The sequence below is a fragment of the Streptomyces sp. I05A-00742 genome (assembly GCF_013055795.1).
Lineage (GTDB): Bacteria > Actinomycetota > Actinomycetes > Streptomycetales > Streptomycetaceae > Streptomyces.
The window spans coordinates 1-26,365 of record NZ_JABETO010000063.1; the positions used below are offsets into that span (position 1 = coordinate 1).

The 26,365-nt window shown below is 70.5% G+C and carries 23 protein-coding genes, 1 tRNA gene and 5 pseudogenes; 14 read left to right on the plus strand and 15 right to left on the minus strand.

The genetic code is table 11. The features are described from left to right. Together HN013_RS33505 and HN013_RS30840 are read right to left on the minus strand one after the other, a co-directional pair. Nucleotides 1–250, minus strand: a pseudogene (locus tag HN013_RS33505) (sigma-70 family RNA polymerase sigma factor); the annotation flags it as partial. 119 nt (nucleotides 251–369) lie between these two features. Beyond that, nucleotides 370–1,560, minus strand: coding sequence for a glycerophosphodiester phosphodiesterase (locus HN013_RS30840; RefSeq protein ID WP_171172108.1), 1,191 nt, complete (start codon nucleotides 1,558–1,560; stop codon nucleotides 370–372). 238 nt (nucleotides 1,561–1,798) lie between these two features. On the opposite strand from HN013_RS30840, the gene HN013_RS30845 reads away from it, so the two are divergent. Continuing rightward, nucleotides 1,799–2,476, plus strand: coding sequence for a 1-acyl-sn-glycerol-3-phosphate acyltransferase (locus HN013_RS30845; RefSeq protein ID WP_171172110.1), 678 nt, complete (start codon nucleotides 1,799–1,801; stop codon nucleotides 2,474–2,476). Nucleotides 2,477–2,525: 49 nt separating this feature from the next. On the opposite strand, the gene HN013_RS30850 is transcribed toward HN013_RS30845, so the two are convergent. The 5 genes from HN013_RS30850 to HN013_RS30870 form a co-directional block, all read right to left on the minus strand. After that, nucleotides 2,526–3,362 (minus strand): alpha/beta fold hydrolase, encoded by an 837-nt coding sequence (locus HN013_RS30850; RefSeq protein ID WP_171172112.1) that lies wholly within the window; start codon nucleotides 3,360–3,362, stop codon nucleotides 2,526–2,528. 238 nt (nucleotides 3,363–3,600) lie between these two features. Next, a complete protein-coding gene (locus tag HN013_RS30855; RefSeq protein ID WP_249375638.1) occupies nucleotides 3,601–5,163 on the minus strand; it encodes an MFS transporter in 1,563 nt (520 codons plus the stop codon). After that, the gene (locus HN013_RS30860; protein ID WP_171172114.1) at nucleotides 5,160–5,708 is read right to left on the minus strand and encodes a TetR/AcrR family transcriptional regulator; all 549 of its coding nucleotides are present in this window, start codon (nucleotides 5,706–5,708) and stop codon (nucleotides 5,160–5,162) included. The genes HN013_RS30855 and HN013_RS30860 overlap by 4 nt, the downstream gene beginning before the upstream one ends. A 63-nt stretch (nucleotides 5,709–5,771) precedes the next feature. Then, the gene (gene argH / locus HN013_RS30865) at nucleotides 5,772–7,205 is read right to left on the minus strand and encodes an argininosuccinate lyase (protein ID WP_171172116.1); all 1,434 of its coding nucleotides are present in this window, start codon (nucleotides 7,203–7,205) and stop codon (nucleotides 5,772–5,774) included. Nucleotides 7,206–7,287: 82 nt separating this feature from the next. Next, the gene (locus HN013_RS30870) at nucleotides 7,288–8,481 is read right to left on the minus strand and encodes an argininosuccinate synthase (protein ID WP_312018764.1); all 1,194 of its coding nucleotides are present in this window, start codon (nucleotides 8,479–8,481) and stop codon (nucleotides 7,288–7,290) included. A 165-nt stretch (nucleotides 8,482–8,646) separates the two neighbouring features. Between HN013_RS30870 and HN013_RS30875 the strand changes: the two genes are divergently transcribed. The 3 genes from HN013_RS30875 (at nucleotide 8,647) to HN013_RS30885 (ending at nucleotide 10,906) form a co-directional block, all read left to right on the plus strand. Continuing rightward, nucleotides 8,647–9,189 carry a Uma2 family endonuclease gene (locus tag HN013_RS30875; RefSeq protein ID WP_171172120.1) on the plus strand — a complete coding sequence of 181 codons (543 nt, stop codon included), beginning with the start codon at nucleotides 8,647–8,649 and terminating at the stop codon, nucleotides 9,187–9,189. A gap of 109 nt (nucleotides 9,190–9,298) precedes the next feature. Then, nucleotides 9,299–10,750, plus strand: a complete 1,452-nt coding sequence (locus HN013_RS30880) for a hypothetical protein (RefSeq protein WP_171172122.1) — start codon at nucleotides 9,299–9,301, stop codon at nucleotides 10,748–10,750. Nucleotides 10,751–10,832: 82 nt separating this feature from the next. Beyond that, nucleotides 10,833–10,906: transfer RNA gene (locus HN013_RS30885), tRNA-Pro, on the plus strand. Between the two features lie 67 nt (nucleotides 10,907–10,973). Here HN013_RS30885 and HN013_RS30890 read toward each other — a convergent pair. Together HN013_RS30890 and HN013_RS30895 are read right to left on the minus strand one after the other, a co-directional pair. Next, nucleotides 10,974–11,699, minus strand: coding sequence for a hypothetical protein (locus tag HN013_RS30890; RefSeq protein ID WP_171172124.1), 726 nt, complete (start codon nucleotides 11,697–11,699; stop codon nucleotides 10,974–10,976). A gap of 1 nt (nucleotide 11,700) precedes the next feature. Continuing rightward, nucleotides 11,701–12,348 carry a hypothetical protein gene (locus HN013_RS30895; RefSeq protein WP_171172126.1) on the minus strand — a complete coding sequence of 216 codons (648 nt, stop codon included), beginning with the start codon at nucleotides 12,346–12,348 and terminating at the stop codon, nucleotides 11,701–11,703. A gap of 215 nt (nucleotides 12,349–12,563) precedes the next feature. Here HN013_RS30895 and HN013_RS30900 point away from each other — a divergent pair, with 215 nt between their 5' ends. The 3 genes from HN013_RS30900 to HN013_RS30910 are packed head-to-tail and all read left to right on the plus strand — an operon-like array spanning nucleotide 12,564 to nucleotide 16,729. Beyond that, nucleotides 12,564–15,254 (plus strand): CHAT domain-containing protein, encoded by a 2,691-nt coding sequence (locus HN013_RS30900; protein WP_171172127.1) that lies wholly within the window; start codon nucleotides 12,564–12,566, stop codon nucleotides 15,252–15,254. Nucleotides 15,255–15,289: 35 nt separating this feature from the next. Further along, on the plus strand, nucleotides 15,290–15,748 hold the full coding sequence (locus HN013_RS30905; RefSeq protein ID WP_171172129.1) for a hypothetical protein: 459 nt from the start codon (nucleotides 15,290–15,292) through the stop codon (nucleotides 15,746–15,748). Between the two features lie 15 nt (nucleotides 15,749–15,763). Continuing rightward, on the plus strand, nucleotides 15,764–16,729 hold the full coding sequence (locus tag HN013_RS30910) for a hypothetical protein (RefSeq protein ID WP_171172131.1): 966 nt from the start codon (nucleotides 15,764–15,766) through the stop codon (nucleotides 16,727–16,729). Nucleotides 16,730–16,739: 10 nt separating this feature from the next. On the opposite strand, the gene HN013_RS32525 is transcribed toward HN013_RS30910, so the two are convergent. After that, on the minus strand, nucleotides 16,740–17,075 hold the full coding sequence (locus HN013_RS32525) for a hypothetical protein (RefSeq protein WP_212765028.1): 336 nt from the start codon (nucleotides 17,073–17,075) through the stop codon (nucleotides 16,740–16,742). Nucleotides 17,076–17,212: 137 nt separating this feature from the next. Here HN013_RS32525 and HN013_RS30920 point away from each other — a divergent pair, with 137 nt between their 5' ends. Next, entirely contained in the window at nucleotides 17,213–18,034 is an 822-nt protein-coding gene (locus HN013_RS30920; protein ID WP_171172133.1) for a helix-turn-helix transcriptional regulator, read from the plus strand. Next, complete coding sequence (locus tag HN013_RS30925; protein WP_171172135.1) at nucleotides 18,031–18,219, plus strand: DUF397 domain-containing protein; 189 nt, start codon at nucleotides 18,031–18,033, stop codon at nucleotides 18,217–18,219. The genes HN013_RS30920 and HN013_RS30925 overlap by 4 nt, the downstream gene beginning before the upstream one ends. Here HN013_RS30925 and HN013_RS30930 read toward each other — a convergent pair. Both HN013_RS30930 and HN013_RS30935 read right to left on the minus strand, forming a co-directional pair. Continuing rightward, nucleotides 18,187–18,891, minus strand: a complete 705-nt coding sequence (locus HN013_RS30930) for a response regulator transcription factor (RefSeq protein ID WP_171172137.1) — start codon at nucleotides 18,889–18,891, stop codon at nucleotides 18,187–18,189. The two genes, HN013_RS30925 and HN013_RS30930, sit on opposite strands and share 33 nt — an antisense overlap. Further along, complete coding sequence (locus tag HN013_RS30935; protein ID WP_312018765.1) at nucleotides 18,888–20,078, minus strand: sensor histidine kinase; 1,191 nt, start codon at nucleotides 20,076–20,078, stop codon at nucleotides 18,888–18,890. The genes HN013_RS30930 and HN013_RS30935 overlap by 4 nt, the downstream gene beginning before the upstream one ends. Before the next feature lie 102 nt (nucleotides 20,079–20,180). Here HN013_RS30935 and HN013_RS30940 point away from each other — a divergent pair, with 102 nt between their 5' ends. The 3 genes from HN013_RS30940 (at nucleotide 20,181) to HN013_RS30950 (ending at nucleotide 23,145) form a co-directional block, all read left to right on the plus strand. Next, nucleotides 20,181–20,906, plus strand: a complete 726-nt coding sequence (locus tag HN013_RS30940) for an ABC transporter ATP-binding protein (protein WP_171172138.1) — start codon at nucleotides 20,181–20,183, stop codon at nucleotides 20,904–20,906. Next, complete coding sequence (locus tag HN013_RS30945; protein WP_171172140.1) at nucleotides 20,899–21,702, plus strand: ABC transporter permease; 804 nt, start codon at nucleotides 20,899–20,901, stop codon at nucleotides 21,700–21,702. The genes HN013_RS30940 and HN013_RS30945 overlap by 8 nt, the downstream gene beginning before the upstream one ends. Before the next feature lie 729 nt (nucleotides 21,703–22,431). Further along, on the plus strand, nucleotides 22,432–23,145 hold the full coding sequence (locus HN013_RS30950) for a tectonin domain-containing protein (RefSeq protein WP_171172142.1): 714 nt from the start codon (nucleotides 22,432–22,434) through the stop codon (nucleotides 23,143–23,145). 69 nt (nucleotides 23,146–23,214) lie between these two features. Here HN013_RS30950 and HN013_RS30955 read toward each other — a convergent pair. After that, nucleotides 23,215–23,612, minus strand: a pseudogene (locus HN013_RS30955) (Tn3 family transposase); the annotation flags it as partial. Between HN013_RS30955 and HN013_RS30960 the strand changes: the two are divergent. Further along, entirely contained in the window at nucleotides 23,599–24,057 is a 459-nt protein-coding gene (locus HN013_RS30960) for a transposase (protein WP_398981087.1), read from the plus strand. The pseudogene HN013_RS30955 and the gene HN013_RS30960 sit on opposite strands and share 14 nt — an antisense overlap. A 31-nt stretch (nucleotides 24,058–24,088) precedes the next feature. Here HN013_RS30960 and HN013_RS30965 read toward each other — a convergent pair. Both HN013_RS30965 and HN013_RS30970 read right to left on the minus strand, forming a co-directional pair. Then, a pseudogene (locus tag HN013_RS30965) lies at nucleotides 24,089–24,529 on the minus strand (nuclear transport factor 2 family protein). Nucleotides 24,530–25,167: 638 nt separating this feature from the next. Further along, a pseudogene (locus HN013_RS30970) lies at nucleotides 25,168–25,627 on the minus strand (isoprenylcysteine carboxyl methyltransferase family protein). 404 nt (nucleotides 25,628–26,031) lie between these two features. Here HN013_RS30970 and HN013_RS30975 point away from each other — a divergent pair. After that, a pseudogene (locus HN013_RS30975) lies at nucleotides 26,032–26,365 on the plus strand (hypothetical protein); the annotation flags it as partial.

A 26,365-nucleotide genomic window follows, 5' to 3' on the forward strand; every position in this document is an offset into this window, starting at 1 on the left:
GTAACCGCAGGGCGGCCGGCTCGGCTCGCCGGGACCGGCTCGCCCGGGGGCCGCCGGGCCGCTCGGCCCCCTTCGCCCGGCCGGCCGCGACGGCTGAGCCGGCCGGGCCGCCGTCGTGCGGGTCACTCAGCAGGCGGACCCAGACGGCCTGTTCGAGATCGGCCGCGTCGATGCCGGCCGCCGGCGCCTCCGCGGCGCATTCGGCGGCCAGCAGCGGCCGCAGCGAGGTGAGGAGGTCGTTCGGTGTCATGCCCGGCGGGACGTGACCGTACGACCCACCGGTTGCCGGTACGGACGGGCGTCACCCGTCCGTGTCGACTTGAGCACCGGGAGCTGACGCGCGCCCCCTAGCCGCCCTGACTGTCCTTGCTACCCCTTGCGTCCCTTCAGGAACTCCTCACGCGCCACAATCGCGGTGTCACAGTTGTCCGAGAAGATGCCGTCGATGCCGGTGGCGTAGTACGCCTTGAAGGCGCCGATGGCGTCGCCGTACGCATTGGGGTCGCTCCCGCGCCGGAAGTCGGCGGGCAGGAAGCTGTTCTCGTTGCGCATGGTGTACGGGTGGAGGACCAGCCCGGCCGCGTGGGCGTCCCGGACGAGCGTGGTCGGCTTGGTGAGCCGGTCGTTCCTGTCCCGCGGTATGACGAGGTTCAGCCAGGGGCCGATGCCCTGGGCGAAGCCGGAGACCCACTTCAGGCCCTTGGGAGTGATGAGGTCGGCGACCGTCCGCGGGTCCTTGGCCTCGGTGAAGTCCCAGGGGCGGGTGGGCAGGTCGTCCAGGAGCAGCACCTTCGGGCAGTCGATGCCCAGCCGGCCGAGCCGCTGGAGGCTGCTCGGCTCGAAGGACTGCAGAATCGTGTACGACCTGCTGCCCGCGCGCCCGTACCGGCGCAGCAGCCTCGCCAGCCGCTCCTCCAGGCCGAGGCCCAGCTTGCGGAAGTAGGTGGGGTGCTTGGTCTCGATGTGCAGCCAGACGCGGCGGCCGCGCCTGCGGCCCTCCTCCTCGGCCCACTTCAGCACCTCCTCGAAGGTGGGCACGGTCCAGTGGCCGTCGTAGAGGGTGTTGTGCTGCCGGACCTGGGGCAGGCGTTCCTTCGCACGCAGGGTCTTCAGCTCGGCGAGGGTGAAGTCCTCGGTGAACCAGCCGGTGTGGGCCTCGCCGTCGACGGTCTTGGTGGTCCTGCGGGAGGCGAACTCCGGACGGGAGGAGACATCGGTGGTGCCGGTGATGTCGTTCTCGTGGCGACAGACCAGATGGCCGTCCTTGGTGGGGACGACGTCCTGTTCGATGACGTCCGCGCCGTTCTCCAGGGCGAACCGGTAGGAGCCGAGGGTGTGCTCGGGCCGGTACCCGCTGCCGCCGCGGTGTCCGACGACGGTCGGCACCGGCAGGTCGCGGAGGCCGCCGCCGTGGCCCCGGCCGGGCTCACGGCCGTGCGCCGCGGCCGGCTGTGCGGCGGACGCCGTACCGGCGGCGCCGCCGAGGGCGACCGCTCCCGCGCCGAGGGCCGCCGCGGCCCCCAGCACCGAACGCCGGCCAGGCCGCTGCTCCTGCTGCATGTGCATTCGCTCCTTCGTTCCGGAGCCGGTAGTTCCGGCTCCTGTTCGGACGCGCAGATCGTAGGTGCGCCCGTCTTGCGTACAGAAGGCCATGACCGAAACGGAGTGAAAACTCACGTCAACACTGTGTATCGACTCGGTTAACCCGGTGTGCGGAGAGCCCGTACCCGCGAGTATCGTCCTCACCTGCCACCAGGCCCGCCCGTCCCGCCCCGCCGAACCATCGACCGGAGGATCCGTGTCCCGCATCCTGCTCAAGGCGTTCCTCGGACTGCTCATGCGTGTCCTGTACCGCCCCAAGATCGAGGGCATGGAGCACATCCCCGGAAACGGGCCGGTCATTCTCGCGGGGAACCACGTCACGTTCATCGACTCGCTGTTCCTCGTGCTGGTGGTCAAGCGCCAGGTGTTCTTCATCGGCAAGGACGAGTACGTGACGGGCAAGGGGCTCAAGGGCCGTCTGATGGCCTGGTTCTTCGGCGCGTCCGGCATGATCCCGGTGGACCGTGACGGCGGACACGGCGGTGTCGCCGCGCTGATGACGGGCCGTCGGGTGCTGGACGAGGGCAACATCTTCGCCATCTACCCCGAGGGCACCCGCTCCCCCGACGGCCGGCTCTACCGCGGCCGCACCGGCATCGCCCGCCTCGCGCTGATGACGGGCGCGCCGGTGGTGCCGTTCGCGATGATCGGCACCGACAAGGTGCAGCCGAGCGGCAAGGGCCGTCCGCACATCAGCCCGGTGACGGTCCGCTTCGGCGAGACGCTGGACTTCTCCCGCTACGAGGGCATGGACCGCGACCGCTATGTGCTGCGGGCCGTCACCGACGAGGTGATGAGCGAGGTCATGCGGCTCTCGGGCCAGGAGTACGTGGACATGTACGCCACCAAGGCCCGGGCCGCCAAGGCGGCTTGAGCCGGGGAGCGGGCCCCGCTCCCGGGCCCCGCTCCCCGTCCGGTGGCCCTCAGGCCCCGCCGAGGCACCGCGGCTGGAAGGCCGGGTCGGCGGGGCCCTTGCGTGCCAGGGCGTTGAGCACCCACTGGTGGACGACCGGGTCCTTGGTGGCCTGGTCGTGCATGAACGGGTCGAGCGGGCAGGTGTCCTGGAGCACGGTGTTGGTCAGGCGCTCGGCGGGCCCGCTCAGCAGGGCGCTGGTGTAGGGGATGACGACCTCGTCGTGCCGGGTGGTGATGACGGTGTAGTCGGGACCGGCCGGGGTCTCCTCACCGGCGTTGAGCTTCTTCAGCAGGTCGGAGCCGGCCCGCTGGTCGAGGCAGGACGGGCAGACGGTGTAACCGGCCGGTATGGCCAGCGGGTTCTTGGTGCCGTGGTTGGAGGGGACGATGCCGATGAGGTCGTCCACCTTGTCCGCGCCGCCGAGGAACTTCACGTAGTAGCGCGGCATCATGCCGCCCTGGCTGTGGCCGACGATGTCGACCTTGGCCGCGCCCGTCGCGCCGCGCACGGCCTCGACGAAGTCGCGCAGCTCGGCCGCCGCCTGCGGGATGGGGTCGGTCTCCATGTGCCCGTAGTTGAAGGCGAAGACGCAGTAGCCCTTCTCCTTCAGCTTCGGGGAGAGCTTGGACCAGTTCTCCGCCATGAGCTTGAAGGTCCCGTTGACCAGGACCACCGGCTCGGGGTGGGCCGAATCGGTCCTGCAGGACCAGTCGTTGGCGCCCTTCGGCGGGATGTCGAGGATCGAGGCCGACGCCGGGGACGCCGTGGCCGACATGCCGGTGAAGGCGAGGGCGGCCGTGGCCGCCGTGGCGAGGAGCGCTCTCACTTTGGTGCGCAGACGCATGGGGATTCCTTCCGCACAAGGAGTCTGCCGAACTGCGTTCGGCAATACCGACCAGTAGTCGCGATCGTTCCCCCACATAAAGGACACGTCAAGGGAGGTCATCCCCGGAAAAAGTCACACGGGCCGGGGCTTGCCGCCCCGGCCCGTGTGCGATTGGCTCATCTGAGCCCTGTCTCGCTCAGGACTCGCGGTTTCCACTGACTACTCGGCGTCTCCGCTCAGTACCCGGCGTCTCCCCTCAGTGCTCGACGTCCGGGCTCTCCTCCAGCCGCTGCCCGCGGAGCAGGAACCACGCCGCCACCGCCGTGCCCAGGAGGACCACCGCGCCGACCCCGGACGCCAGCCGCAGCCCGTCGACGAAGGCGTGCTGCGCGGAGGTCAGCAGCGCCGACCCGGCGTCGGCCGGCAGCGTCACCGCCGCCTCGACCGCGCCGCCCAGCGACTCGTGCGCGTCGGCCGCGGCGCCGGACGGCACCCCGGCGGGGACGGCGAAGTCCCGGTAGACACCGGTGACGATCGACCCCAGCAGGGCGATACCGAGCGCCGCGCCCAGCTCGTACGCCGTCTCGGAGACGGCCGAGGCCGCACCGGCCTGCTCCCTGGGCACGCTGGAGAGGATGACGTCGGCGGTGACGGTGAAGGAGAAGCCCGCGCCGACGCCGACGACCAGCAGCACCGCCCCGAGCAGCGGGTACGAGGTGTCGGTCCGGAGCGTGGCGACCACCGCGAGGGCCAGGCCGATGGCCCCGAGACCACCGGCCACCACCGACCGCACCGACCAGCGGCGGGCGGCCTGCCCGGCCAGCAGACCGGCCGTCACCGCACCGATGGCGGCCGGGAGTTCGGCCAGACCGGCCTCCAGCGGATCGCGGTCCTGCACCAGCTGGAGGAACTGCGACAGGAAGAACACCATCCCGGACAGTCCGAGCACGGTCAGCAGGTCGGCCAGCACCGCGGCGGAGAACCCCCGGTTCCGGAAGAGCCGCATGTCCAGCAGCGGCGCGGGCAGCCGGAGCTGCCGGCGGACGAACCAGACCAGGGAGGCCACGCCGACGGCCGCCGCGATCACGATCTCCGTACCGATCCCGTGCGTCGCGCCCTCCTTGATGGCGTAGACGACGCCCACGATGCCGGCCATCGACAGGACCACGCTCAGCAGGTCCCAGGGGCCGGGGGCGGGGTTGCGCGACTCGGGGAGCAGCTTGATGCCCACGAGGACGAGCACCGCCATGACCGGCAGGTTGATCAGGAAGACCGAGCCCCACCAGAAGTTCTCCAGCAGGAACCCGCCGACGACCGGCCCCACGGCCGCGCCCGCCGAGGCCATCGCGCCCCAGATGCCGATGGCGAGGCTGCGTTCGCGCGGGTCGTGGAAGAGGTTGCGGATCAGCGCGAGCGTCGACGGCATCAGGGTGGCGCCCGCCACGCCCAGCAGCGCCCGGGCCGCGATCATCATCTCCGGGCTGGACGCGTAGGCGTTGAGCACCGACACGGCGCCGAACGCGACGGCACCGCTCAGCAGCAGCAGCTTGCGGCCGATCCGGTCGCCGAGGCTGCCCATGGAGACCAGCAGACCCGCGATGACGAAGGAGTAGATGTCACCGATCCACAGCAGCTGGGTGCCGGACGGCTGCAGGTCCTCGCTGAGGAACGGCGTCGCCAGGCCCAGCACGGTGGCGTCGACGGCGACGAGCAGCACGGCCAGGACGAGGACGGAGAGCGCCAGCCAGCGGCCCCGGTAGGGCGTCTCGCCCGGCCCCCGGGCGTCCGACGGCTGGGTGATCGTACGCTCGCTGCTCATCGCTCCATCCTCCGCTGCGCGCCGCCGAGCAGCAGCTCGGAGACCATTCTGGTGTGGTCCTTGGCCGCCACCCGGCCGTCGTGGACCGCCCACGCGCCGGTGCCGATCAGCCCGTAGAGCGCCTCGGTGAGCCAGGCGGCCGACAGGTCGAGGCGGAAGGCGCCCTCCTCCTGGCCGCGGGTGAAGAGCCGCTGGACGCGGGTGTCGAGCCGGTTCCAGCCCTCGTTGCAGCCGTTCTCGTAGAGCTGGTTCTCCGTGAAGAGGAACGCGAGGATGCCGGCGACGGGCTCGGAGAGGGCGATCAGCCGGCGGACGGCCTCGGCGGCGTCGCCCTCCTCGGTCCTGGCCTCGTCGAGGGCGCGCTCGAACTGCTCGATGCCCAGGTCCTCCAGGGCGCGGACGAGCGCGTCGCGCCCCGCGAAGTGCCGGTGCAGGGTGGCGCGGCTGATCCCCGCCGCTCTGGCGATCTCGTCCATGGAGGCCGTCGCCTTGCGGGCGAGCAGGGCGGCGGCGGCGTTGAGTACGTGCTGACGGTCGAGCCTCATGAGACGACGATAACCCAAATGAGACAGTGATGTCTCATCCGGGTTATCTACGTCTCGTGCGCGTCAGCTCTGCTTCGCGGTGGCCCACTCCCGCTGGAGGATCAGATCCGCCTTGACCTCTCCCAGCTGCACGGCGACGGCCGACGGCGCCGTACCGCCGCGTCCGCTGCGGGAGGCGAGCGCGCCGGGCACGTCGAGGACCGTGCGGACCTCGGGCGTGAGGTGCGGCGAGATGGCCGCGAACTGCTCGTCGGTCAGCCCGTCCAACTCGATGCCCCGCCGCTCGCACTCCTTGACGCACTCCCCCGCCACCTCGTGCGCGACGCGGAACGGCACGCCCTGCCGGACCAGCCACTCGGCGATGTCGGTGGCCAGCGAGAACCCGGCCGGGGCCAGCTCCTCCATCCGCTCCCGGTGGACGGTGAGGGTCGCCATCATCCCGGTGAAGGCGGGCAGCAGGACCTCCAGCTGGTCGCAGGAGTCGAAGACCGGCTCCTTGTCCTCCTGGAGGTCACGGTTGTAGGCGAGCGGCAGCGCCTTGAGCGTCGCCAGCAGCCCGGTGAGGTTGCCGATCAGCCGGCCGGACTTGCCGCGCGCCAGCTCGGCGATGTCCGGGTTCTTCTTCTGCGGCATGATCGACGAGCCGGTGGAGAAGGCGTCGTGGAGGGTGACGAAGGAGAACTCCTTCGTGTTCCAGATGATGACCTCCTCGGCGATCCGGGACAGGTCGACGCCGATCATGGCCGTGATGAACGCGAACTCGGCGACGAAGTCCCGGGAGGCCGTGCCGTCGATGGAGTTGGCCGCCGAGCCCCGCTCGAAGCCGAGGTCGGCGGCGACCGCCTCGGGGTCCAGGCCGAGGCTGCTGCCGGCCAGCGCGCCCGAGCCGTACGGCGAGACCGCCGTCCGCCCGTCCCACTGCCGCAGCCGCTCCGCGTCCCGGCCGAGCGCCTGGACGTGGGCGAGGACGTGGTGGGCGAAGAGGACGGGCTGGGCGTGCTGGAGGTGCGTCCGGCCGGGCATCGCCACGTCCTGGTGCGCCTCGGCGAGGCCGACCAGCGCCTCCTGGAGGTCGGTGAGCAGCCCGCCGATGATCCGCGCGTGGTCGCGCAGGTACATCCGGAAGAGCGTGGCCACCTGGTCGTTCCGGGAGCGCCCGGCGCGCAGCTTGCCGCCGAGGTCCGGGCCGAGCCGTTCGAGGAGGCCGCGTTCCAGGGCGGTGTGGACGTCCTCGTCGGCGACGGTGCCGGTGAAGGCGCCGGAGGCCACGTCGGCCTCCAGCCGGTCGAGGCCGTCCAGCATCGCCGCGAGCTCGTCGGCGGTCAGCAGTCCCGCCTTGTGCAGCACGCGGGCGTGGGCGCGGGAACCGGCGATGTCGTAGGGGGCCAGGCGCCAGTCGAAGTGGACGGAGGCGGACAGCCTGGCCAGGGCCTCGGCGGGGCCGTCGGCGAAACGGCCGCCCCAGAGCCGGACGTCGTCGGTGGTGCCGTTGCTCACTTACGTGCTCCTCGTGGGTGGTGGGGGGCGGCCGGCCGCCGAGGGGGTGTCGGGCGGAGGGACACGACGGCCGGCCGGTCGGTCAGACCAGGTCCCGCTTGGCGGCGATCTTCGACGAGAGGCCGAAGATCTCGATGAAGCCCTTGGAGAGGGACTGATCGAAGGTGTCACCCGTGTCGTAGGTGGCGAGGTTGAAGTCGTAGAGCGACTTCGCGGACCGACGGCCGGTGACGACCGCCCGGCCGCCGTGCAGCGTCATCCGGATGTCACCGCTGACGTGCTCGTTCGCCTCGGCGATAAAGCCGTCCAGCGCCCGCTTGAGCGGCGAGAACCACAGGCCGTCGTAGACCAGCTCGCTCCACCGCTGCTCCACCTGCCGCTTGTAGCGGGCCAGTTCGCGCTCGACGGTGACGCTCTCCAGCTCCTGGTGCGCGGTGATCAGCGCGATGGCGCCGGGCGCCTCGTAGATCTCCCGGGACTTGATGCCGACGAGCCGGTCCTCGACCATGTCGATCCGGCCCACGCCCTGGCCACCGGCCCGCTCGTTGAGCTGCTGGATCGCCTGGAGGACGGTGACGGCCTTGCCGTCGATCGCGACCGGGACGCCGGCCTCGAAGGTGACGACCACCTCGTCGGCCTCCCGGGGGGTGGCCGGGTTGGCGGTGTAGTCGTAGACGTCCTCGATCGGCCCGTTCCAGATGTCCTCCAGGAAGCCGGTCTCGACGGCCCGCCCGAAGACGTTCTGGTCGATGGAGTACGGCGACTTCTTGGTGGTCGCGATCGGCAGGCCCTTGGCCTCGCAGAACGCGATGGCCTTGTCCCGGGTCATGGCGTAGTCACGGACCGGCGCGATGCACTTCAGCCCCGGCGCGAGCGACGAGATCCCCGCCTCGAACCGCACCTGGTCGTTGCCCTTGCCGGTGCAGCCGTGGGCGACCGTGGTCGCGCCGTGCTTCTGCGCGGCGGCCACCAGGTGCTTGACGATCGTCGGCCGGGAGAGGGCCGAGACCAGCGGATACCGGTCCATGTACAGGGCGTTGGCCTTGATCGCCGGAAGGCAGTACTCCTCGGCGAACTCGTCCTTGGCGTCGGCGACCTCCGCCTCCACCGCACCGCACGCGAGCGCGCGCTTGCGGATGACGTCCAGGTCCTCGCCACCCTGGCCGACGTCCACGGCAACGGCGATGACCTCGGCGCCCGTCTCCTCGGCGATCCAGCCGATGGCGACGGAGGTGTCCAGGCCGCCCGAGTAGGCGAGTACGACGCGCTCGGTCACGGGGTTCTCCTTACCTTGCATGCGGTGATGGGTATAACTATGCAGTGCTCCGTATGTTTCGTCAATGCCTCGGGAGGGTGAATCGGTCAGGACCGGATGTCAGAGGGGCGGTCTACGATGCGACTGTCGAACTGTCGAGGCGCCCGAGCGGGGAAGGTGAACGCCATGACCGTGCAGGACGAGCTCCTGTGGCAGACGGCCGAGCACGTGGCGGCGGAGGTCGAGGGCTACAAGATCGAGGTGATCGGGGGGCAAATCGTCATGACGCCGCAGAGCAATGTGCGGAGCTGGACGATCCGTCGCGTCCAGAACGCCGCGGAGTCCTCGGGCATCGCCGAGGAACGGCTCCTGTCGGACGTGCTGATCCAGTTTCCGGGTGAGCCGCCACGCTGCCCGGATGTGGCCATCCTCGAAGACGGGGCCGCGGAGCCCTACACGTACGAGGACGTTCTGGCCGCCGTCGAAGTGGTCTCCACCAAGAGGGACAGCCGGGATTACGAGATCAAGGTGGAGCAGTACGCCCGGTTCGGCGTACCCGCCTTTCTGATCATCGACCCGTTCCAGGGACAGTGCCTTCTGCTCAGCCGCCCGAAGGGCGACGCCTACGCCGTTCGGGAGACCTTCTCCTACGGCGAGACGATCACCCTTCACTTGGCCGATGACAGCACGGTGCGCATCCCCACCGACAGCTTCAAGCGCAAGGACTGACCCGCCGGCGCAACAGCCCCCGGATGGTGGCCGCATATGGGCCGCTCTTGTACACCAACACTGCCCGGCCGCATCCGCACACCGAACGACTGAGGCAGGAACGCATCACGTGAACCACCGGACGGCTCTGGCCCGGAGGACCGTCGAAGCGGTCAGCTCCACTCCCCCGCCCCCGCTGGACGCGGTGCCCGGCATCTCCGGCGCCCGGGGCTGGATCGATCTCGACCTCGGCGTACGGGAGTTGTGGATCCTCCCCGACCTGCATTGGATCGCCGCCGGGGAGCCGCCGCCCGACGAGCCCTCCCACGCCATAGCCCTGTGCCACCCCAGCGGCCGCATACGCGAGGCCGCACTGGAGAGCGCGGCCGCACCCGCCGTCCTTCCGCTCGTCGCCGTACGCTGCGCGGACTGGGTCCGGCCCGTTCGCGAGCGCGCCCTGGAGGTGCTGCGAAAAACCCTGCCCGACGCGGGGCCGCGCACCCTGGTCGCCGTCGCCGCCGTCGTGCTGCGACTCGCCGCGCGCCGGCACGGCGGCGTCGCCCGGGACTTGGCCGAGGAGATCCTGCGGTCGGCCGGCCCTGAGGCGGCCGACGCCCTGCTGGCCGCCGACGACCGGGCCGCCCGACGCCTCGGGCACCGGATCGCGATCGAGCAGGAACGGCTCTCCCCTGCCCGGCTCGCCGCCATCGCCGCCGCGGACGAGGACGTCGTCGTCCAGCAACTCTGTGCGGACGCGGCGCTGGCCGCCGTCCGGGAGGGGGCGCGGGACGGAGCCCGGGAGGGGGCGCGGGACGAAGCCCGGTACAACGAGGTCCTGCCGCCGCTGCTGCGCTCCCGCCACCCGCGCGTACGGGCCTCCGGTGTGACCGAGCTGCACCGGGCCGGGCGCCCGGGGGAGGCCGTCGCCTTCCTCTCCGACCGCGCCCCACTCGTCCGCGCCTGCGCCCGCTGGGTGCTGCGGCAGCACGGCATCGACCCGCTGCCGCTCCACCGGGCCGCCTGCTCGTCCCCCGGCGTCTCCCCCGGCGCCGCGGCCGGCCTCGGCGACTGCGGCACCCGCGAGGACGCCGCCCTGCTGTGGCCCCTGCTCGCGGACCCGCGTCCCCCCGTCCGCGCACGGGCCGTCGCCGCACTGCGTGCCCTGGACGCGGTGGAGCCGGAGCGGCTGGCGCCCCTGCTCGACGACCCGTCGGCGACCGTGATCCGCGAGACCGCCACCGCTCTCACGCCGTACGCCGCGCGCCTCCCCGAGGGCCCGCTGTTCGAACGGCTGGCGGCGGACCGCCCCCGCTCGGTGCGGACGTCCATGTTCCGCCTACTGGCCGCCCACCGCCCGATGGTCGCCCTCCGCTGCTTCCTCACCGCCCTCGACGACCCCGACCTGCACGTCCGGGCCCGCACCACCCTCACCCGCTGGTCCCCCGCCGACGCCACCCCCGCCTACCGCGCCCTGCCCGGGGACGAGCGCGCCTCCCTGGACCGGCTGCTGGAGCGGGCCGCGACGGTCCTCGACGAGCGGCAGCACACGCTGCTCCGCTGGTCCCTGGGGACGGGCCGCTGACCCCGGATTTGGATCACGGCCCGGAACAGGATATTTTCTTCCTGCACGCCCCACCGGGCAGAAACCCGGAGGGAACGGGCAACGGGACGTGGCGCAGCTTGGTAGCGCACTTGACTGGGGGTCAAGGGGTCGTGGGTTCAAATCCCGCCGTCCCGACAGAACAGATGGGCGTCGGCCCAACTCGGAGGTCCTGCTTCGCTCGGACGAAGCAGGACCTCCGTCATTACGCCGTCCCCCCGCGATCAGTCCGATCGCGCAGTCGCCGGATGCTCTCCTCCACTTCGGCCGTGAGGTTGTCGCTGCGCAGCATGAGCGCCTGCAGGTCGTCGCGCTCCCGAACCATTCGGTGATGTGCCTTCGCCTCCGCCGTCGAGGCCGATACCCGGTCGGACAACTCGTGGAAGGCGGCGATGAATTCCACGACCTGTTCGAGAGTACGTGCTGAGGCACGCCTCCTTTCCGAGGCATCGTACTTCCGTTTCAACGAGTCCAGCTGACGATTCATGTCGTGGTAGAAGTCCTCGACCACGGTGACGACACCCTTGGCTTCCTCGAGTTCGGCGTCCGCCGCGCGCAGCTCCTCTTCCCATACCGCTACGTCCCGTCGAGCGCGGGCCGCCTGCCGGAGACAGACATCCACGCCGCGATGCGGGGGGCGTTCCTGATTCTGCCGCTTCAGGGCCGCTTCCGCCTCGGCCATCAACCCCCGTATCTCACCGCGCCTGGAATCCAGCTTCTCCAGGAGATACTCATGATTGCGCGTTACTGCGAAGAGCTCCAGATACGCCTGGGATCGCAGTGTTTCCAGCCGGTCCGGGGACTGCGGCGGTCGCACCCCGTCCGCTTGAGGCGCGTCTTCCTGGGCGGACACCATGCGCACCACCTGATCGGCCACGCCCAGGGCATCCTGCAACAAGGCCAGTCCCCTGGAGGGACGTTCGGCCGTCATGTCAGTCACCTTGCCTTTGCCGTATGCGTTCCAGCACCTTCTGCATGGTCCTGGCGAGGACGTTCAGCTCCTGCCTTGCCTGTTCCAGCCTGCCGGCGTCCGCGATCCGGCCCATGCACATCGCCATGCCGAGGCTGTCGTGCAGGGTGGCCGCGGTATCGCTCAATTGCGCCAGGTCATGGGCGTCGGAGTCCAGTACGAGGCGGATCGGGTTCGGCAGCATCCCCCATTCCGGATGGCCGTAGTGCTGTGACAGTGAGGCCATCTTCACGGCGACGACGCCGATCGCCTCCGCGCTGTCGTCGACGCAGCGCAGGACGTCCGCGGTGAACTCGGCAGGCACCCCTGCCCGCTCCGCGATCGTCACGCTGCCGGTGAGGGCGGCGACCCGCTCCGCTGCCTGCGCGAGAGGCTGGAGCACAGGCCATCCGGGCAAGTTCTCCACCAGGTGAGCGAGGTATTCCAGATCGCCTTCCTTCGCGGCACGTGCGAATTCCCCCCCGACCCAGGAAGGATCGGCCAGACAAGCCTGCCGCCTGGATTCCTCGTTCGCCCGTTCCCGCGCCCGCCTCTCCCTCTCCCTCTCCTGATTCTTCATCACCAGCCACAGGACGAAACCGACCGCAAGGATCAGGAGCAGAAAACCCATCAGTACCCCCGAAGCCCTCCACCGCGTCGCCGTCCGGACATGGTGTCAGTTGTGGCCCAACCGGTCCACCGGAGCAGATGACTTCGGATTCATACGTGGACTCCCTCTCCCGGAAGGAGCGATAATGCGAAACTCATCCATGGCAGGCACGGCACCCAGTGAGGCCGCAGCGGCATCTGTCCCGTGTGTTGTGGATGTGCAAAGGGGGATGCGTGATGCCGAATTCCGAAGGTCCGGGGCTGTGGCGGGATTACCTGGAAACCAGGGATCCGTCGATCTTCGACGAATTCATTTCCCGCAACCGGTCCGTCACGGACGCTGAATGGTCGACTCCGGAAGGCCGGGACCGTGCGCAGGACGTGCTCGACCTCTGCCGGAGGCTCACCGGGCATTACCGCGCGAGCGGAGACGGCCACGCGCTCCATGTCGCCGTCGAACTCGCGGACAGCATGGACCTGCGGCCCGACAACCCCCTGCACATCCAGCTCACCCTGGAGCAGGCCGTGCGGTTGCGCCACCGCTCCACCGTGGCAGGCCGCCCGGAGGACCTCGAACGCGCCGTCGCCCTCTTGCGGGGCATGGTGGCGGAGGCGACGGAGGGCACCCGCACGTGGGCTGTCCCGGCGTCGAACCTCGCCGTGTGCCTGGACCAGCGCTTCCGCCGTCAGGGGCGGGTGGAAGACCTCGGCGAGGCCATCACCTTGCACGAGAAGGTCCTCACCGTGCGGCCGGCCGACACCGTCAACCTCGCCGGCCGGACGCTCAACCTCGGTACCAGCCTGTACACCCGGTGGCAGCTCTTCGAGGACCCGGACGATCTCGACGGCGCCGTCTCGCGTCTGGAGAGTGCGCTGCGGCTCTACGACGGGCCGTCCTGGGAGCGGCCGGGTTTCCTGGTGAACCTCGCGACCGCTCTCGGTGCCCGGGCCGAGACCGAAAGGGGGAGCAGCGAGGACGCCGAACGCGCGGAGGGCCACTACCGGGAGGCCCACGCCCTCGGGCAGCACGGAAGTCACGTGGCTGCCCTCGCCGTCTCCGGTCTCGCCGAGATGGCGGCGCGCCGCGCACAGCGGCGCACCGATGTTGTCGCCGTGGACGCCGACATCCGGGAGATCACCTCGCTCCAGCCCCTGGCCGAACGGCAGGTGAAGATCGCGGCGGATGTTCGGGCCTTCCTCGCGCAGGCGAAAGCCGCACGTCACCGGCTCACGCGGAGCCCGGCGGACCTGGCGGCGGCCACCGAGGCGTACCGGATCTGTGTACAGGACGCCCAGAGCGATCCGTCGCGCCGGCTGACCACTGCCGAGTCCTGGGCGGAGTGGGCCGAAGCCGGCGGGGCCGGGGCCCGGGACAGCGCGGCCGAGGCGTTCGGCCATGCGCAGGAGGCCACTTGGGCGCTCGTCACCCAGCAGTACCGGCGCGCCCACAAGGAGACGTGGATCAGCCGCGCGCCCTACCTCGGCGACCGCGCGGCCCACACCTTCGCCTCTCCCCGGGCGGAGGACCTGGAAACCGCGGTCCGCGCGGCCGAGGAGGGCCGGGCGCTGCTGCTGCGCGAAGCGCTCCGGGAGAGCTCGGACACCGAGGCACTGCGTGCGGCGGGCCACGACGCTCTGGCGGACCGCTTGGAACGCACGGGGACGCGGCTGGCCCTGGTACGTGAGTCCGGTTCCGCGGAGGACGTGGCCGACGCGCTGCGCCGGCACGGCGCCGTCCTGGCCGAGGCCCGGGCGACGGGTGCGTGCCCGCCCGCCGAGGAGCACGTCGACATCCAGCGGGTCCGGGCGGCAGCGACCCGCAGCGGCACCCATCTCGCCTATGTGGTGGCCGCCCGGGACAGCGGCATGGCCCTGATCGTGGCACCGGACGACGGGCGGATCACCTCAGTACGGCTGCCGAAGGCCGGCCACGCCGAAGCGGCCCGGCGCGCCGAGACGTACCTCCGGAGCTACGAGGAGCACAAACGCGCCCCGAGCCGCGATTCGGCGTGGTACCGAGGACTGGAGACCTTCGGCATCTGGTGCTGGACGGCGATCGCCGGGCCGCTCCTGGACGCCCTGCCGCCGCGGGCGGGCCTGACCCTCCTGCCGGGCGGCGCGTTGCGCCTCCTCCCCCTCCAGCTGGCACACACTCCGCCCGGCCCCGACGGCCGGGTCACCTACCTCACCGACGACCGGCCGACGGCCTTCGCGCCGAGCGCACTCGCGCTGCTCGGCCCGGACCGGCCCACGGACCGGCCATCCGTCGCCGTGGTGTGCGCACCGGGAGAGCGGGAACCACTGCCGCACGCGCCCCTCGAAGCCCGGGAGGTACAACGCCACCACCTCTGTACCGAGCCGTTGCTCGCGGGGCGGGCCGAGACCCTGGAACGCCTGCGGAGGAGCAGCCTGGTCCACCTGACCTGCCATGCGACGGCCGACCTCCACAACCCGCTCGGTGGCGGCCTGGAACTCGCCGACGGGCGGCTGACGCTGCGGGAGATCCTCCGGCACCGCACCGCCGTCGGTGGCCTCGCCGTCCTCTCCGCCTGTGAGACGGCCATGACGGGCGTCAAGCTGCCCAATGAGGCGATAGGGCTGCCGACAGGACTTCTCCAGGCAGGCTTCCGCGCGGTGGTCGGCTCCCACTGGCGCGTCGACGAACTGAGCACCGCGGTTCTGATGTCGCGCTTCCACGAGCTGCTGTCCACCACCTGTCCGCACCCGGCGGAAGCCCTGCGCCGCGCCCAGAAGTGGCTCCGGGAAGCGACCAACGAGGAGATGGCGGAGCTGTTTCCCTTCTACGGGAGGGCTACCGGCACTCTGCGGCCCGCGGCCCGGCGGCTCTGGAACAGGGCACGCCCCTACGCCCACCCCTACCACTGGTGCTCCATGTCCGTCACGGGCTCGTGGGCACCACCACGGTGAGGCGGGAATCAGCGACGGACCACCGGGGACGACGCATGGACAAGGACATCGCGCACAAGGACATCACGCACAAGGACATCGTGGACCTCATGGACGAAGACCTCTTCGAAGCCGCCCGCGCCATCCGGCCCTACCTGCCCCGGATCCTGGGAGACGAAGCCGGGGCGTTCGACCGGAAACTGGTGCCCCTGCTCGCCCGCCTCAGCGAGGGCGAGGACGTGGGCGAGCAACTGGTCGACCTGCTCTCCCGCGACGAAGCCGTCCTCAACTGGGTGGCACTCGTACTCGCGGACGGCGCCCACCGGCCGCCCGAGTTCCAGCCCATGCGCGAGAAGGCCACCGAGTACCAGGACGCGGTGGGGAATCCCTCGGTGGTGGACGCGGTGCAGTATGTCTGCCCCGTCGACGGCCTGTTCACGGAGTACCGGGCCGGCCCCGGGGACCCGGTGGGCTGCTGCCCCGACCACCCCGGTGTCTCCCTAGAGCCCGTGTAGCGGCAGGCCCGCGGCATGGTGAGCAAGTTCTGGGAGACGGCCGGCGGCAAGCTCGCCGAACGGTGGACGGCCGCATCCGTCTCCGCGGTGACCTTCGCGCTGGGAGGCACGGTCGCCTGGGCCCATGCCGGAGGCGGATACCGGGCCCTGCGGCGACCGGCCGCCTGGCTGGCCGGTCAGCCGGCCGCCGCCCAGGCCGGTGTCCTGCTGGCCGCCCTGCTGGTGATCACGGCCTGCGGCTCGGCGGTCCAGCGCCTCACCCCGACGGCGCTGCGCGTCTGCGCCGGCCACTGGCCCGCCGTTTCGGCCCCCGTCCGCGAGCGCCTCGTGCGTCGCCAACACCGCCGGTACCGCTCGGTCCAGGACCGGTTCCAGCAGCTCAGCCCCGCAGTGTACGGAGGTACGGCGACCCCGGAGGAACGCGCCGAACACGGACGCCTGACCGCGCGGTTGCGCCGCTTCCCCGCCCCGGACGCCCTCATGCCCACGCGGCTCGGCAACGTCCTCCGCGCGGCCGAGTCCCGCCCCACGGACAAGTACGGGCTGGACGCCGTCGCCGTATGGCCCCATCTGTGGCTGCTGCTGCCCGACACCACACGCAAGGAAATCGCCCACGCCCGCCTGGCACTGGAGACATCGGCCGCGGCGTGCGTCTGGGGAGTCGCCTTCCTGGGCTTCACTCCTTGGTCCCCCTGGGCCGTCCCCGCGGGCCTGGCGGTCGCCGTCATCGCCCGCGCCGGCTGGCTCCCGGCCCGGGCCGAGACCTACGCCGACCTCGTCGAGGCCGCCTTCGACCTGCATCGCGCCACGCTCTACCGGCAGCTGCGCTGGCCACTGCCGACCGACCCGCGGGACGAATACACCCAGGGACGACGCGTCACCACCTATCTCGTCCGCGGCCTCCGCGGAACCGATCCGGTCTTCACTCCCGTCACCCCGGCCCCGGACGCGGAGGGGGGCACGGGCCAGGGCGGAGGATGACGGGACTCCCTCACGAGTGCGCCACCCGCAGGTGCACCCCCATCGCCTCCGTCAGCTCCACCGCCGTCTTCAGATCACCCGCCCCCAGCGCCAGGCTCCGCTTGCGCTTGATCTCCCGGCACTGCACGCACCGGGACGGCCGGTACACGCTCCGCGTGTCCTGCTCGGTCGCCGGGCGGACGTCGCACGGCAGCGCCTCCCACACGTCCCCTCCCGCCGGCGGCCGCAGCCACACCCTCCCCTCGCCGGTACCGGTGACCTCGCCTACGCGTTCGCGCCGCGCGTCGACCACCAACTCGCCCACGGCGGGCGTCCGCTGGGGCTGCGGACCGGACGGCTTGTTCATGCTGGCGTTCCTCTCGGGGGATCTTCCGATTCGTTTCTCAGCATCCCCGCGCAGCGGTACGGTGACCAGGAGTAACTGCTGTAGGAAGGCCGGCCCCGTTGCAGGGATGACCGGCTTCAACGGAGGGGCGAACAACTGTGCCCGCACCCAAGCGGATTGAACCGACAAATCTGAACGAGTGGTTCGGCGCGAAGATTCGCGAACTGCGCGAGGCGCGGGGCTGGACGCAGGCCCGGCTGGGAGAGGCGGTGCGGCTCTCGGGGAGCCGGATCGCGCAGTTCGAACGGGCGGAGGACGTACCCCCGAAGGACATCACGGAGTTGCTGGACGAGGCGCTGGGGGCGGGTGGTCTTCTCGTGGAGATGCGTCCGCTCCTGGACCGCAGTTGGGACAAGAAGTGGCCGGAGGAAATCGACGGTGTCGAGGAAGTGGCGACACGGATCCAGCAGTACACCTATGCCATTCCGGGCTTCTTTCAGACTCCGGAATACGCGACATCAATGTTGAGCGAAGGGTTTTCGTTCTTCGGCGGAGACCTCAACGCCAGGATCCGGGTTCGCCTTAGCCGGCCTGACGTCATGGCCGGCCCGTTTCAACCATGGATCCGATGCGTAATGGATGAATCCGCCCTCTATCGGGCGGTATGCCCGCCAGCCGTCATGCACGACCAGCTTCTCCACCTGCTGAAGAGCTGCGAACAGCCTCGTGTCTCGATCCAGATCCTGCCGTTCTCGAACAACCGCATCGTCGCAACGGCGCTGGGTTTGGCCACCGTCTGGACACTTGCCGATGGGCGCACTGTTGTGTACCAGGAAAGCATGAACAGCGGGCACTTCGTCACGAAGCCCAGCGAGGTTGCCCTCTACACCAGTCTTCTCGACCAGTTCCAGGCTGATGCCCTGCCCACCCAGGCGACCATGGACTTCATTCGCGGAGTACTTGAGGACCGATACTCATGATCTGGCGCAAGAGTTCGCACAGCAACTCATCCACCGAATGCCTGGAGGTCGCCGAGGCCATTCCCGGCCTCATACGCATACGTGACAGCAAGCGATCCGGCGACCCCACCCTCATCATCACCGCCAACACCGCGACCTGGACCGCCTTCCTCTCATCCCTGAGAGCGGACAACCCCCTCCCCTGACCCTCCCGCCACCACCATCCCCGACTCATACCCCACAATCACAAGCTGCACCCGGTCCCGCACCCCGAGCTTGTCGAAAAGGTGCGCGATGTGCGTCTTCACCGTCGCCGGGCGGATGCGCAAGTCTCGGGCGATCTCGGCATTGGTGAGTCCTCGGGTGATGAGCTCCAGGACATCGAGTTCCCGCGCGGTGAGCTCGTCGAGGTCGGCGGGGACCGTCCGGGCGCCGCTCTGCGGCCGGCGGCAGAACTCGGCGATCAAGCGGCGGGTGACGGTGGGGGCGAGGAGGCTTTCGCCGGAGGCGAGGACGCGGATGGCCTGGAGGAGTTCGTCCGGGGAGGCGTCCTTGAGCAGGAAGCCGCCGGCGCCGGCGCGCAAGGCGCCGAAGACGTACTCGTCGTGGTCGAACATGGTCAGCATCAGTACCCGTACGTTCTCCGCCCCGGGGGCGCTCCGGATGAGGCGGGCCGCCTCGATACCGTCCATGACGGGCATGCGGACGTCCATGAGGACGACGTCGGGGCGGTGGTGGAGGGCGAGTTCGACGGCGGTGCGGCCGTCGGCGGCCTCGTCGACGACGGTGAAGCCGGGTTCGGTGTCGACGAGGACGCGGAAGCTGCCCCGGAGGAGCGCTTGGTCGTCGGCGATCAGGACGCGAATGGGTTCGCTCATGTCGGGACCCCTTCGGTCGTCCGGGCGGCGTTGTAGGGCAGGCGGGCTCGTACGGAGAATCCGCCGGCCGGCCGGGGGCCCGCGATCAGTGAGCCGCCGTGGAGGGCGGCGCGCTCGCGCATGCCGAGGAGGCCGTGGCCGGGGGCGCGGGGGCGGCTCGTACGGCGTCCCGGGCGGGGTCCGTCGTCGGTCACGTCGATCAGCAACTCGCCCTCGTCCGCTGTCAGTTCCACGCGGCAACAGGTCGGGCCGGCGTGCTTGATGACGTTGGTGAGGGCCTCCTGGACGATCCGGTAGGCGGAGAGGTCGACGGTCTCCGGCAGCCTGTCGGTGCTCAGGCGGTTCCGTAGCACCTCCACTTCGACGCCCGCCGCGCCGGCGTGCTCGACCAGGGCGGGCAGGCCGGCCAGGCCGACGGCCGGGGACAGGCGGGGCCCGGCCGCGTCGTCACCGTCGGACCGCAGGACGCCGAGCATGTGCCGCATCTCGGTGAGGGCCGTGCGGCTCGCCGTCTCGATGACGCGCAGGGCCTCGCCGGCCTCCTCGGGGCGCCGGGAGAGCACGTGGTTGGCGACGCCGGCCTTGACCGCGATGACGCCGACGTGGTGGGCGACGACGTCGTGCAGTTCGCGGGCGATCCGCAGCCGTTCCTCGGCGACGGCCCGGGCGGCGAGCTGCCGGGCCGAGCGTTCGGCGTAGGCACGGCGTTCCCGGACGGCGCGGCCGGCGGTCCAGGCGGCGCCGGCGAGTGCCGCTCCGGCGGCCTGGAGCGGGAGGACGCCGGGTTCCCACCCCGGGGCGCCGGCCAGGAGCAGGACCAGCAGGAGGAACAGGCTCGCGCCGGCGATCACGGGGGTGCGCGGCCAGGGGGCCCGTCGTACGGTCACCGCGACCCAGTAGAGGGCGTACGTCACGGAGAGCGCGGGTTCCTGGACCGCGCCCGTGACGGCCGCCGCCACCGACGCGCCCGCGGTCACCGCGAGCACGGGGACGGGCCACAACCGCCGTACGGCGACGGGGAGTCCCATGGCCAGGGCCAGGGGAAGGCGCAGGGACAGCGGTGCGCCGCTCGGCAGGGTGAGGAACAGTGCGGCGAGCGCGACGGCCGCCAGGCAGTCCAGCGCCACCAACTCACTCTGCCGGAGCGGCCGGACGGCCGCTGCCCGGTCCGTCGTACGGTCAGCCACCCGGCGGAGGCTACCCTCCGTCGCCGGGCGCCCGCCTCCGCCTGCGGGATGACAGCCCACGGGCCGATGGCACGGAGGGCGCGGCCCGGCATCGTTCGGGCGGTGATCGATGTACAGCAGGTGACCAAACGCTACGGAACCACGGCCGCCCTCGACGGCCTCTCGTTCCAGGTGCGCCCCGGCCGGGTGACCGGCTTCCTCGGCCCCAACGGCGCGGGCAAGTCCACGACCCTGAGGATCGCCCTGGGGCTGGACCGACCCTGTCAGGGCAGGGTTCTGTTCGACGGCCGCCCCTACGGGCAGCTGCGGGAACCGCTGCGGCACGTGGGAGCCCTGTTGCAGTCGGGTGCCGTGCAGGGCGGCCGCAGCGCGTACCACCATCTCCTCTGGCTCGCGCGGACGCAGCGCATCGGGCCGCGGCGGGTGCGGGAGGTGCTGGACCTCGTCGGACTCGAAGCGGCCGCATCCCGCCGGGCGGGCGGCTTCTCGCTGGGGATGACCCAACGGCTGGGCATCGCCGCCGCGTTGCTCGGTGACCCACCCGTCCTGCTGCTGGACGAGCCGGGCAACGGTCTCGACCCGGAGGGGGTGCGGTGGCTCCGGACGCTGCTGCGCGGCCTGGCGGCCGAGGGCCGCACGGTGTTCGTCTCCAGCCATCTGATGGGCGAGACGGCTCTCACCGCCGACCACCTGGTGGTGATCGGGCAGGGGCGGCTCCTGGCGGACATGCCGACGGCCGACTTCGCCGACGCCGGTTCGCTGGAGGAGGCGTTCCTCCGCCTCACGGCCGGCGCCACCGACTACCGGGGAGGTGTGGGGAGTGCGTAGCGGGACAGTGCGCAGTCGGACGGTGGGCGGCAATGCTCCGGCCGCCGTGCTGTGGGCGGAGCTCACCAAGGTGCGGACGCTCCGCTCGACCGCCGCGGCCCTTGTGCTGTCGCTGCTGGTGAGCGTCGGCATCGCGGTCGTCGACGGGCTCTCCGTGCGGCACGCGATCGACGCCGGGAGCGACCAGGTGCGGCCGGATTTCGACCCCGTCAACGCCGGTTTCGTGGGCGTGCAGTTCGCGCAGCTGGGTGTGCTGGCGTTCGGGGTGCTGCTGATCAGCGGCGAGTACGGCAGCGGGATGATCCGCGCCTCCCTGGCGGCCGTGCCTCGGCGCGGGCTGTTCTACGGCGGGAAGATCGGCGCCGCCGTGACCGTGGTCCTCCCCTTGGCGGTCGTGATGGCGTTCGCGGGGTTCTTGACGTCGCAGGGAGCGCTCGGCCCCTACGGGGTTTCCCTGACCGAGGGCGCCGCCCTGCGCGCGGTGATGGGGGCCTGCCTCTACCTCACCCTGATGTGCCTGCTCGCCGTCGGCACGGCCACGATGCTGCGGGGCACAGCTCTCTCGCTCGGCGTGTTGTTCTCCCTGGTGTTCGTGCTCTCCCCCGTCGCGAACGCCGTGCCCGGGCTGCGGGAGGTGGCGCGCTACCTGCCCGACCACGCCGGTTCGCAGGTCATGACCGTCGGCTCGCAGGCGGATCCGGTGCTCGGGCCGTGGACCGGCCTCCTGGTCCTGGTCTGCTGGACCGCGGCCGCCCTCACCGGCGGCCACCTCCTGCTCAGGCGACGCGACGCCTGACCGTACTCCGCCGGTGCGGGCCTTGGCTGGCGGATGCGGACGGGCCTGGGCCGCATCGGCAGGCCGTCGTCCACCGCGGCGGCCTCGGCTTCCGCGAGGGCCCGGCAGGTAGTTGCGCTCGATCTGCTCGGCGACGGCGAGCACGGCGAAGAACCCAGTTCCTGCCGGGCGGTTGACGTCCTCGCGCACCCGATGCGGACCGGGCGCTCGGTGTGGGGCGCGAGCACGACGGCGAGCGCCGGGCCCTGCTTCCACGCGCGGCCCGATCGGGCGTGAGATCCATCCGGGAAGTCGCTCAGAACCGCCTCGCACAACATGCCGGTTTCGAGAGGACTCTTGCAAACGGCGACCTGCGGAAACGCGATCATTCCGAGGCTCTCGCAGAACTCTCACAGATGAACGTTTGCGAGAGACGTATCCGTTCGGGGCCCGCCACTGCCGTCGCCGGATCGCTTACGTCGGCCCGCACACCACACCCCCGGCCGGCGGGGCGTCCCGGCGGGAAGCATGAACCTGTAGGCATGTCGATCCCCCGGGGGTGGGACAGCACTTCGCGCCGAAACACTGTCGACCGAGCCGTTCCCGTCTCCGAACCTGCAAGGCGATGGCCATTAAAACATCGATTTACAGGCTCATTCCGTATTACGACACACATTCGCTCGTTCTGTCAGCTCATCTTTTCACCCAGGATGGCCGGGTCAGTAACGGCTCGGCGAGAGGTGTTTTGGCATGGCGGATTGGGTGAAGATCGCAGGGGCTCTCACGGCCATCTCGGCGGGATCCAGGACGACGGTGTGGGGGGTGAACGCGGCCGGCGCGATCTACCGGTACACCAACTACGACGCCAACCCGTGGATCAACATCCCGGGGAGCCTCAGCGACATCGGCGCGGCCGCCGACGGCACGACATGGGGCGTCAACAGCGGCAATCAGATCTACCGGTACACCGGGGACACCGACGGCGCCAACCCCTGGAAGGGCATCAACGGCAGCCTGGTCCGCATCGACGCGGGCTCGCGGACGAACGTGTGGGGCGTGGACTCCGCAGGCGGCATCTACCGGTACACGAACCACGACGCCAACCCGTGGATCAAGATCCCCGGGGCCCTGAGTGACATCGGCGCGGGCGCCGACGGCACCGTATGGGGGGTCAACGGCGGCAACCAGATCTTCCGGTACACCGGGGACCAGGACAGCGCGAACCCATGGAAGAACGTCAACGGCAGCCTCAAGCGCATCGCGGTGGGCTCCCGGACGAACGTGTGGGGCGTCGATCCCGCCGGCAGCATCTACCGGTACACCAACAACGACGCCAGCGGCGGCAACCCGTGGATCAAGATCCCCGGCACGGCCATCGACATCGCCGCCGGCGCTGATGGCACCGTGTGGCACATCAACAGCGGCGCCGAGATCTACCGGTACATCGGCGACCAGCCGAGCTGATTGCGGCCCCGGGCCGGCACCCCACCCTGACAACGGTCCGGGCTCCGGCGGGAGACGCCAAGAGGGCCTCTACTCCTCGTCGTCCTCGTCGAGCCCGAGCCCGGCCGCGTCCGGGTCGCGCAGCGGACGCAGGCGCCGACGGCCGGGGTGAATGCGGTGAAGCTGTAGCGGCCGAGCACGTCGAGGTCGCGGTGCTTGAGCGGGGGGAGCCGGGCGAGGTCCTCGCCCGGAATGTTGTGGCCCTCAGCCTTCAGCTGGGCGACGGCGGCATCGATGTAGCGGGCGGTCCAGAGCACGATGGCGTTGAGGACCGGACCGAGCGCACCGAGCTGGTCCTCAACGTCGTCGCGGTACGCCTGGTGGATGGTGCCGCGCTTGCCGTGGCACACGTCGCGGGCCGGCTTGTGGCGGGACTCCAGCACGGTGGGCCGGCGGTTCGTCTGACGGCGGTTGGTGTCGCCGACCGGGCCGAACCCGTTTCCACCCCGGGCATGGTCGCCCGCCGGAACTGCACGATCGGCACCTCGGACTGGGCCTCGATCAGCAGCGCGCTCGCCGCGGCGATCGTGTCGGCGCGCGGTCAGAGCTGGTCGACGCAGGCCGCGCACCCGGTCAGATCGCGTGCGTGCCGACAAGGCGTACGCCTCACGGAAGAACCGTGCTTACCTGCGGAGGCGGGGGATCCGCCGCACCATCCCGGACAAGGCCGACCAGGCCCGCAACCGCAAGAGCCGCGGCTCGCGCGGCGGCCGGCCGCCGAAGTTCGACCCGCAGGACTACAAGGCTCGGCACGCGGTCGAGTGCGGCATCAACCGCCTCAAAAGGCACCGAGCCGTGGCCACGAGGTACGACAAGCTCGCGGTCCGCTCCGAGGCGACCGGCCTCGTCGCGGCCATCAACGAGTGGCTGTGAGCAGCATCTTCGCGATTGGCCCGGTGGCCCTTCACTTCTCCGCCTCGAATGCCTGGGCGACGGCCAGGCTGTCCTCGTAGACATGGTGCCGGGTGACAAGGCCGTCTTCGACGGTGAGATGCAGAGCGAACCGCGCGTGATACGCACGTCCGGTGGGCCGGGCGGTCTGACGGATTTCGCCGAGCACGACTGCGTCGCTTCCGTCGATAAGGATGTGCTCGACCTCAGTCGCCACCCATTCCGGCACGTGGTACTCGGCAAGCTCGCGATAATGGGCGGCCGCGTCGGCCCGGGTGGACCGGTGACGTATCCACGGTGTGGCACTACGGCCGTGCTCGGCCTCCGGCCAGTCGAGCTTCCAATCGCCCTGCTCGGCCTACAGCTCGGCGATGCGCTCGGGGTCGCCCTCGCCAATTCTGCGCAGCAGTTCCTCAACCACAGTGCGCGTGTTCGTAGGTGCGGCTATGGACATCGCTGACCTCTCCGTCCTGGTCCGCGTCCTCCGACGCGGAGAGATCACCAATCCTGTCAGCGCGGCCACGCCGAGACGATTACCTCTGAAGTAAGGCAAGCGCATCACCAAGATCCACTTTCGATATGCGGACCTACGTCCAGTCCCGCCAGCACCTGCCCTGCGCCAGCAGCAGAAGCTCACAGTGGCTCTTCCCCGGCCGCCAACCCGGACAGCCGATGAACCCGGACAGCCGATGAACCCGGTCAGCCTCCAAGTCCACCTGCGGGAGATCGGCGTCCCGCCGCAGCGCGGCAGGACCCCCGCGATCCGACAACTCGTCCTCCAGGTCAGTGTCGGACCCGGAAAGTATGCGGGGAAGTGGTGCCGTTCGTGGAACCGTTACCGCGAGGCGTACGTGAATTCGCCAGTGCGCTCGAAGTCGTCGGGGTGGCTGAGGGCTCAGCCCAAGATGCCATCGGAGCCCGTCGAGTTCGTCCTCCGACAATGCGTCACGCAGGCCCGGCGTGAGCATGAGTGCAAAGATACGCGACACCTCAACATGCGAGCCCACCAGTTTCGACCCCCGGCTCGTCTCGCGTCTTCGGAGTGGAGGTGTGCTCGCCGGTTCTGGCCCCCGGCACCCGTTTCCCGGCGGCTCATGAGGCCCGTGCCGCCAGGGACAGAGCGGAGTTCTCCACCCGCAGCCGGACAGTGAGGACGGCCGCGTTGGCGGCGGTGAACAGCAGGGCGGTGGTCCAGGCTCCGTACACCAGCGGAAGGGAGAATCATTCGACGGCCACGACGAGGTGGTTGGGATGCCGTATCCAGCGGTACGGGCCCCGGTCGACCAGCGGCATGCCGGGCACCACGATGAACGCGGGTGTTCCAACGCGGCCCCAAAGAGCGCACGCACCACCAGCGCCCCTCGTGCACGAGCACCTGGGCGCACAGGGCCGGCCAGCCGATGGCCGGGACGAAGTCGCGGTGCAGGGGTGCCACTTCCAGTGGGATGCCGAGGAACAGGCTGATGTGCGCGGCGGCCATGAAGGGGAAGTGCCGCTGCCCGTACTCCACTCCGCCGCGTGCCATCGCCCACCGCGCGTGCCGACGGGACATCCGCAGTTCGAGCAGCCGCTCGCAGGCCACTGCCGGCAAAAGGATCTGTAGTCCCGCGGGGAGGGCTTCCGGGTTCGCGCGAGACCTCACTTTCCGTTTTCGTCGCGCGGGGAAACGGTGGGTCGACGACGATTCCCGGCGGATGAATGCCGTACGCTTGTCATACGACTCCTCCGAATGTGCAAGCGGGCCCCACGGGTACGTGCGAGCATTTCTGCGACCGTTTTCCCCTTTCCGCTACCCCTCGGAATTCTTCTCCCCGCACCCTGCATACAGGCGCCATACCCGCGACATACTCACCTTGCGTATGGTCAGCCGAAAGCCGTACCCCGCAGCCGACCAGCTATCAACTTGGCCTTTGCTGAAGGTACGTTGGGATCCCGGGAGAGGAAGAGACGGACACTGTGACTGCCACCTCGGCGGACAGCATGCTGCGCGAACTGGAGCCGTCCGTGGAACGGTTGCTGAACCGGCATCTGGAAGTGGCCCGGGACTGGCTCCCCCACCAGTACGTGCCGTGGGGCGAAGCCCGGGACTTCGACGGGCCTTTGGGTGGCGACGCCTGGGAGCCGGAGCAGTCGGCGCTGCCGCGCGCCGTACAGGACTCACTGAGCTTTTTCAGCGTGGCCACTGATCGGGTGAGGGTTGCGGCGCCCGCAACGCACGAGGCTCCCGTGCCGTTGAGTGAGGTGTTCGAAGTCTCAACCAACCGGCACAGGAGCCCCGTTGGTTCCCTAT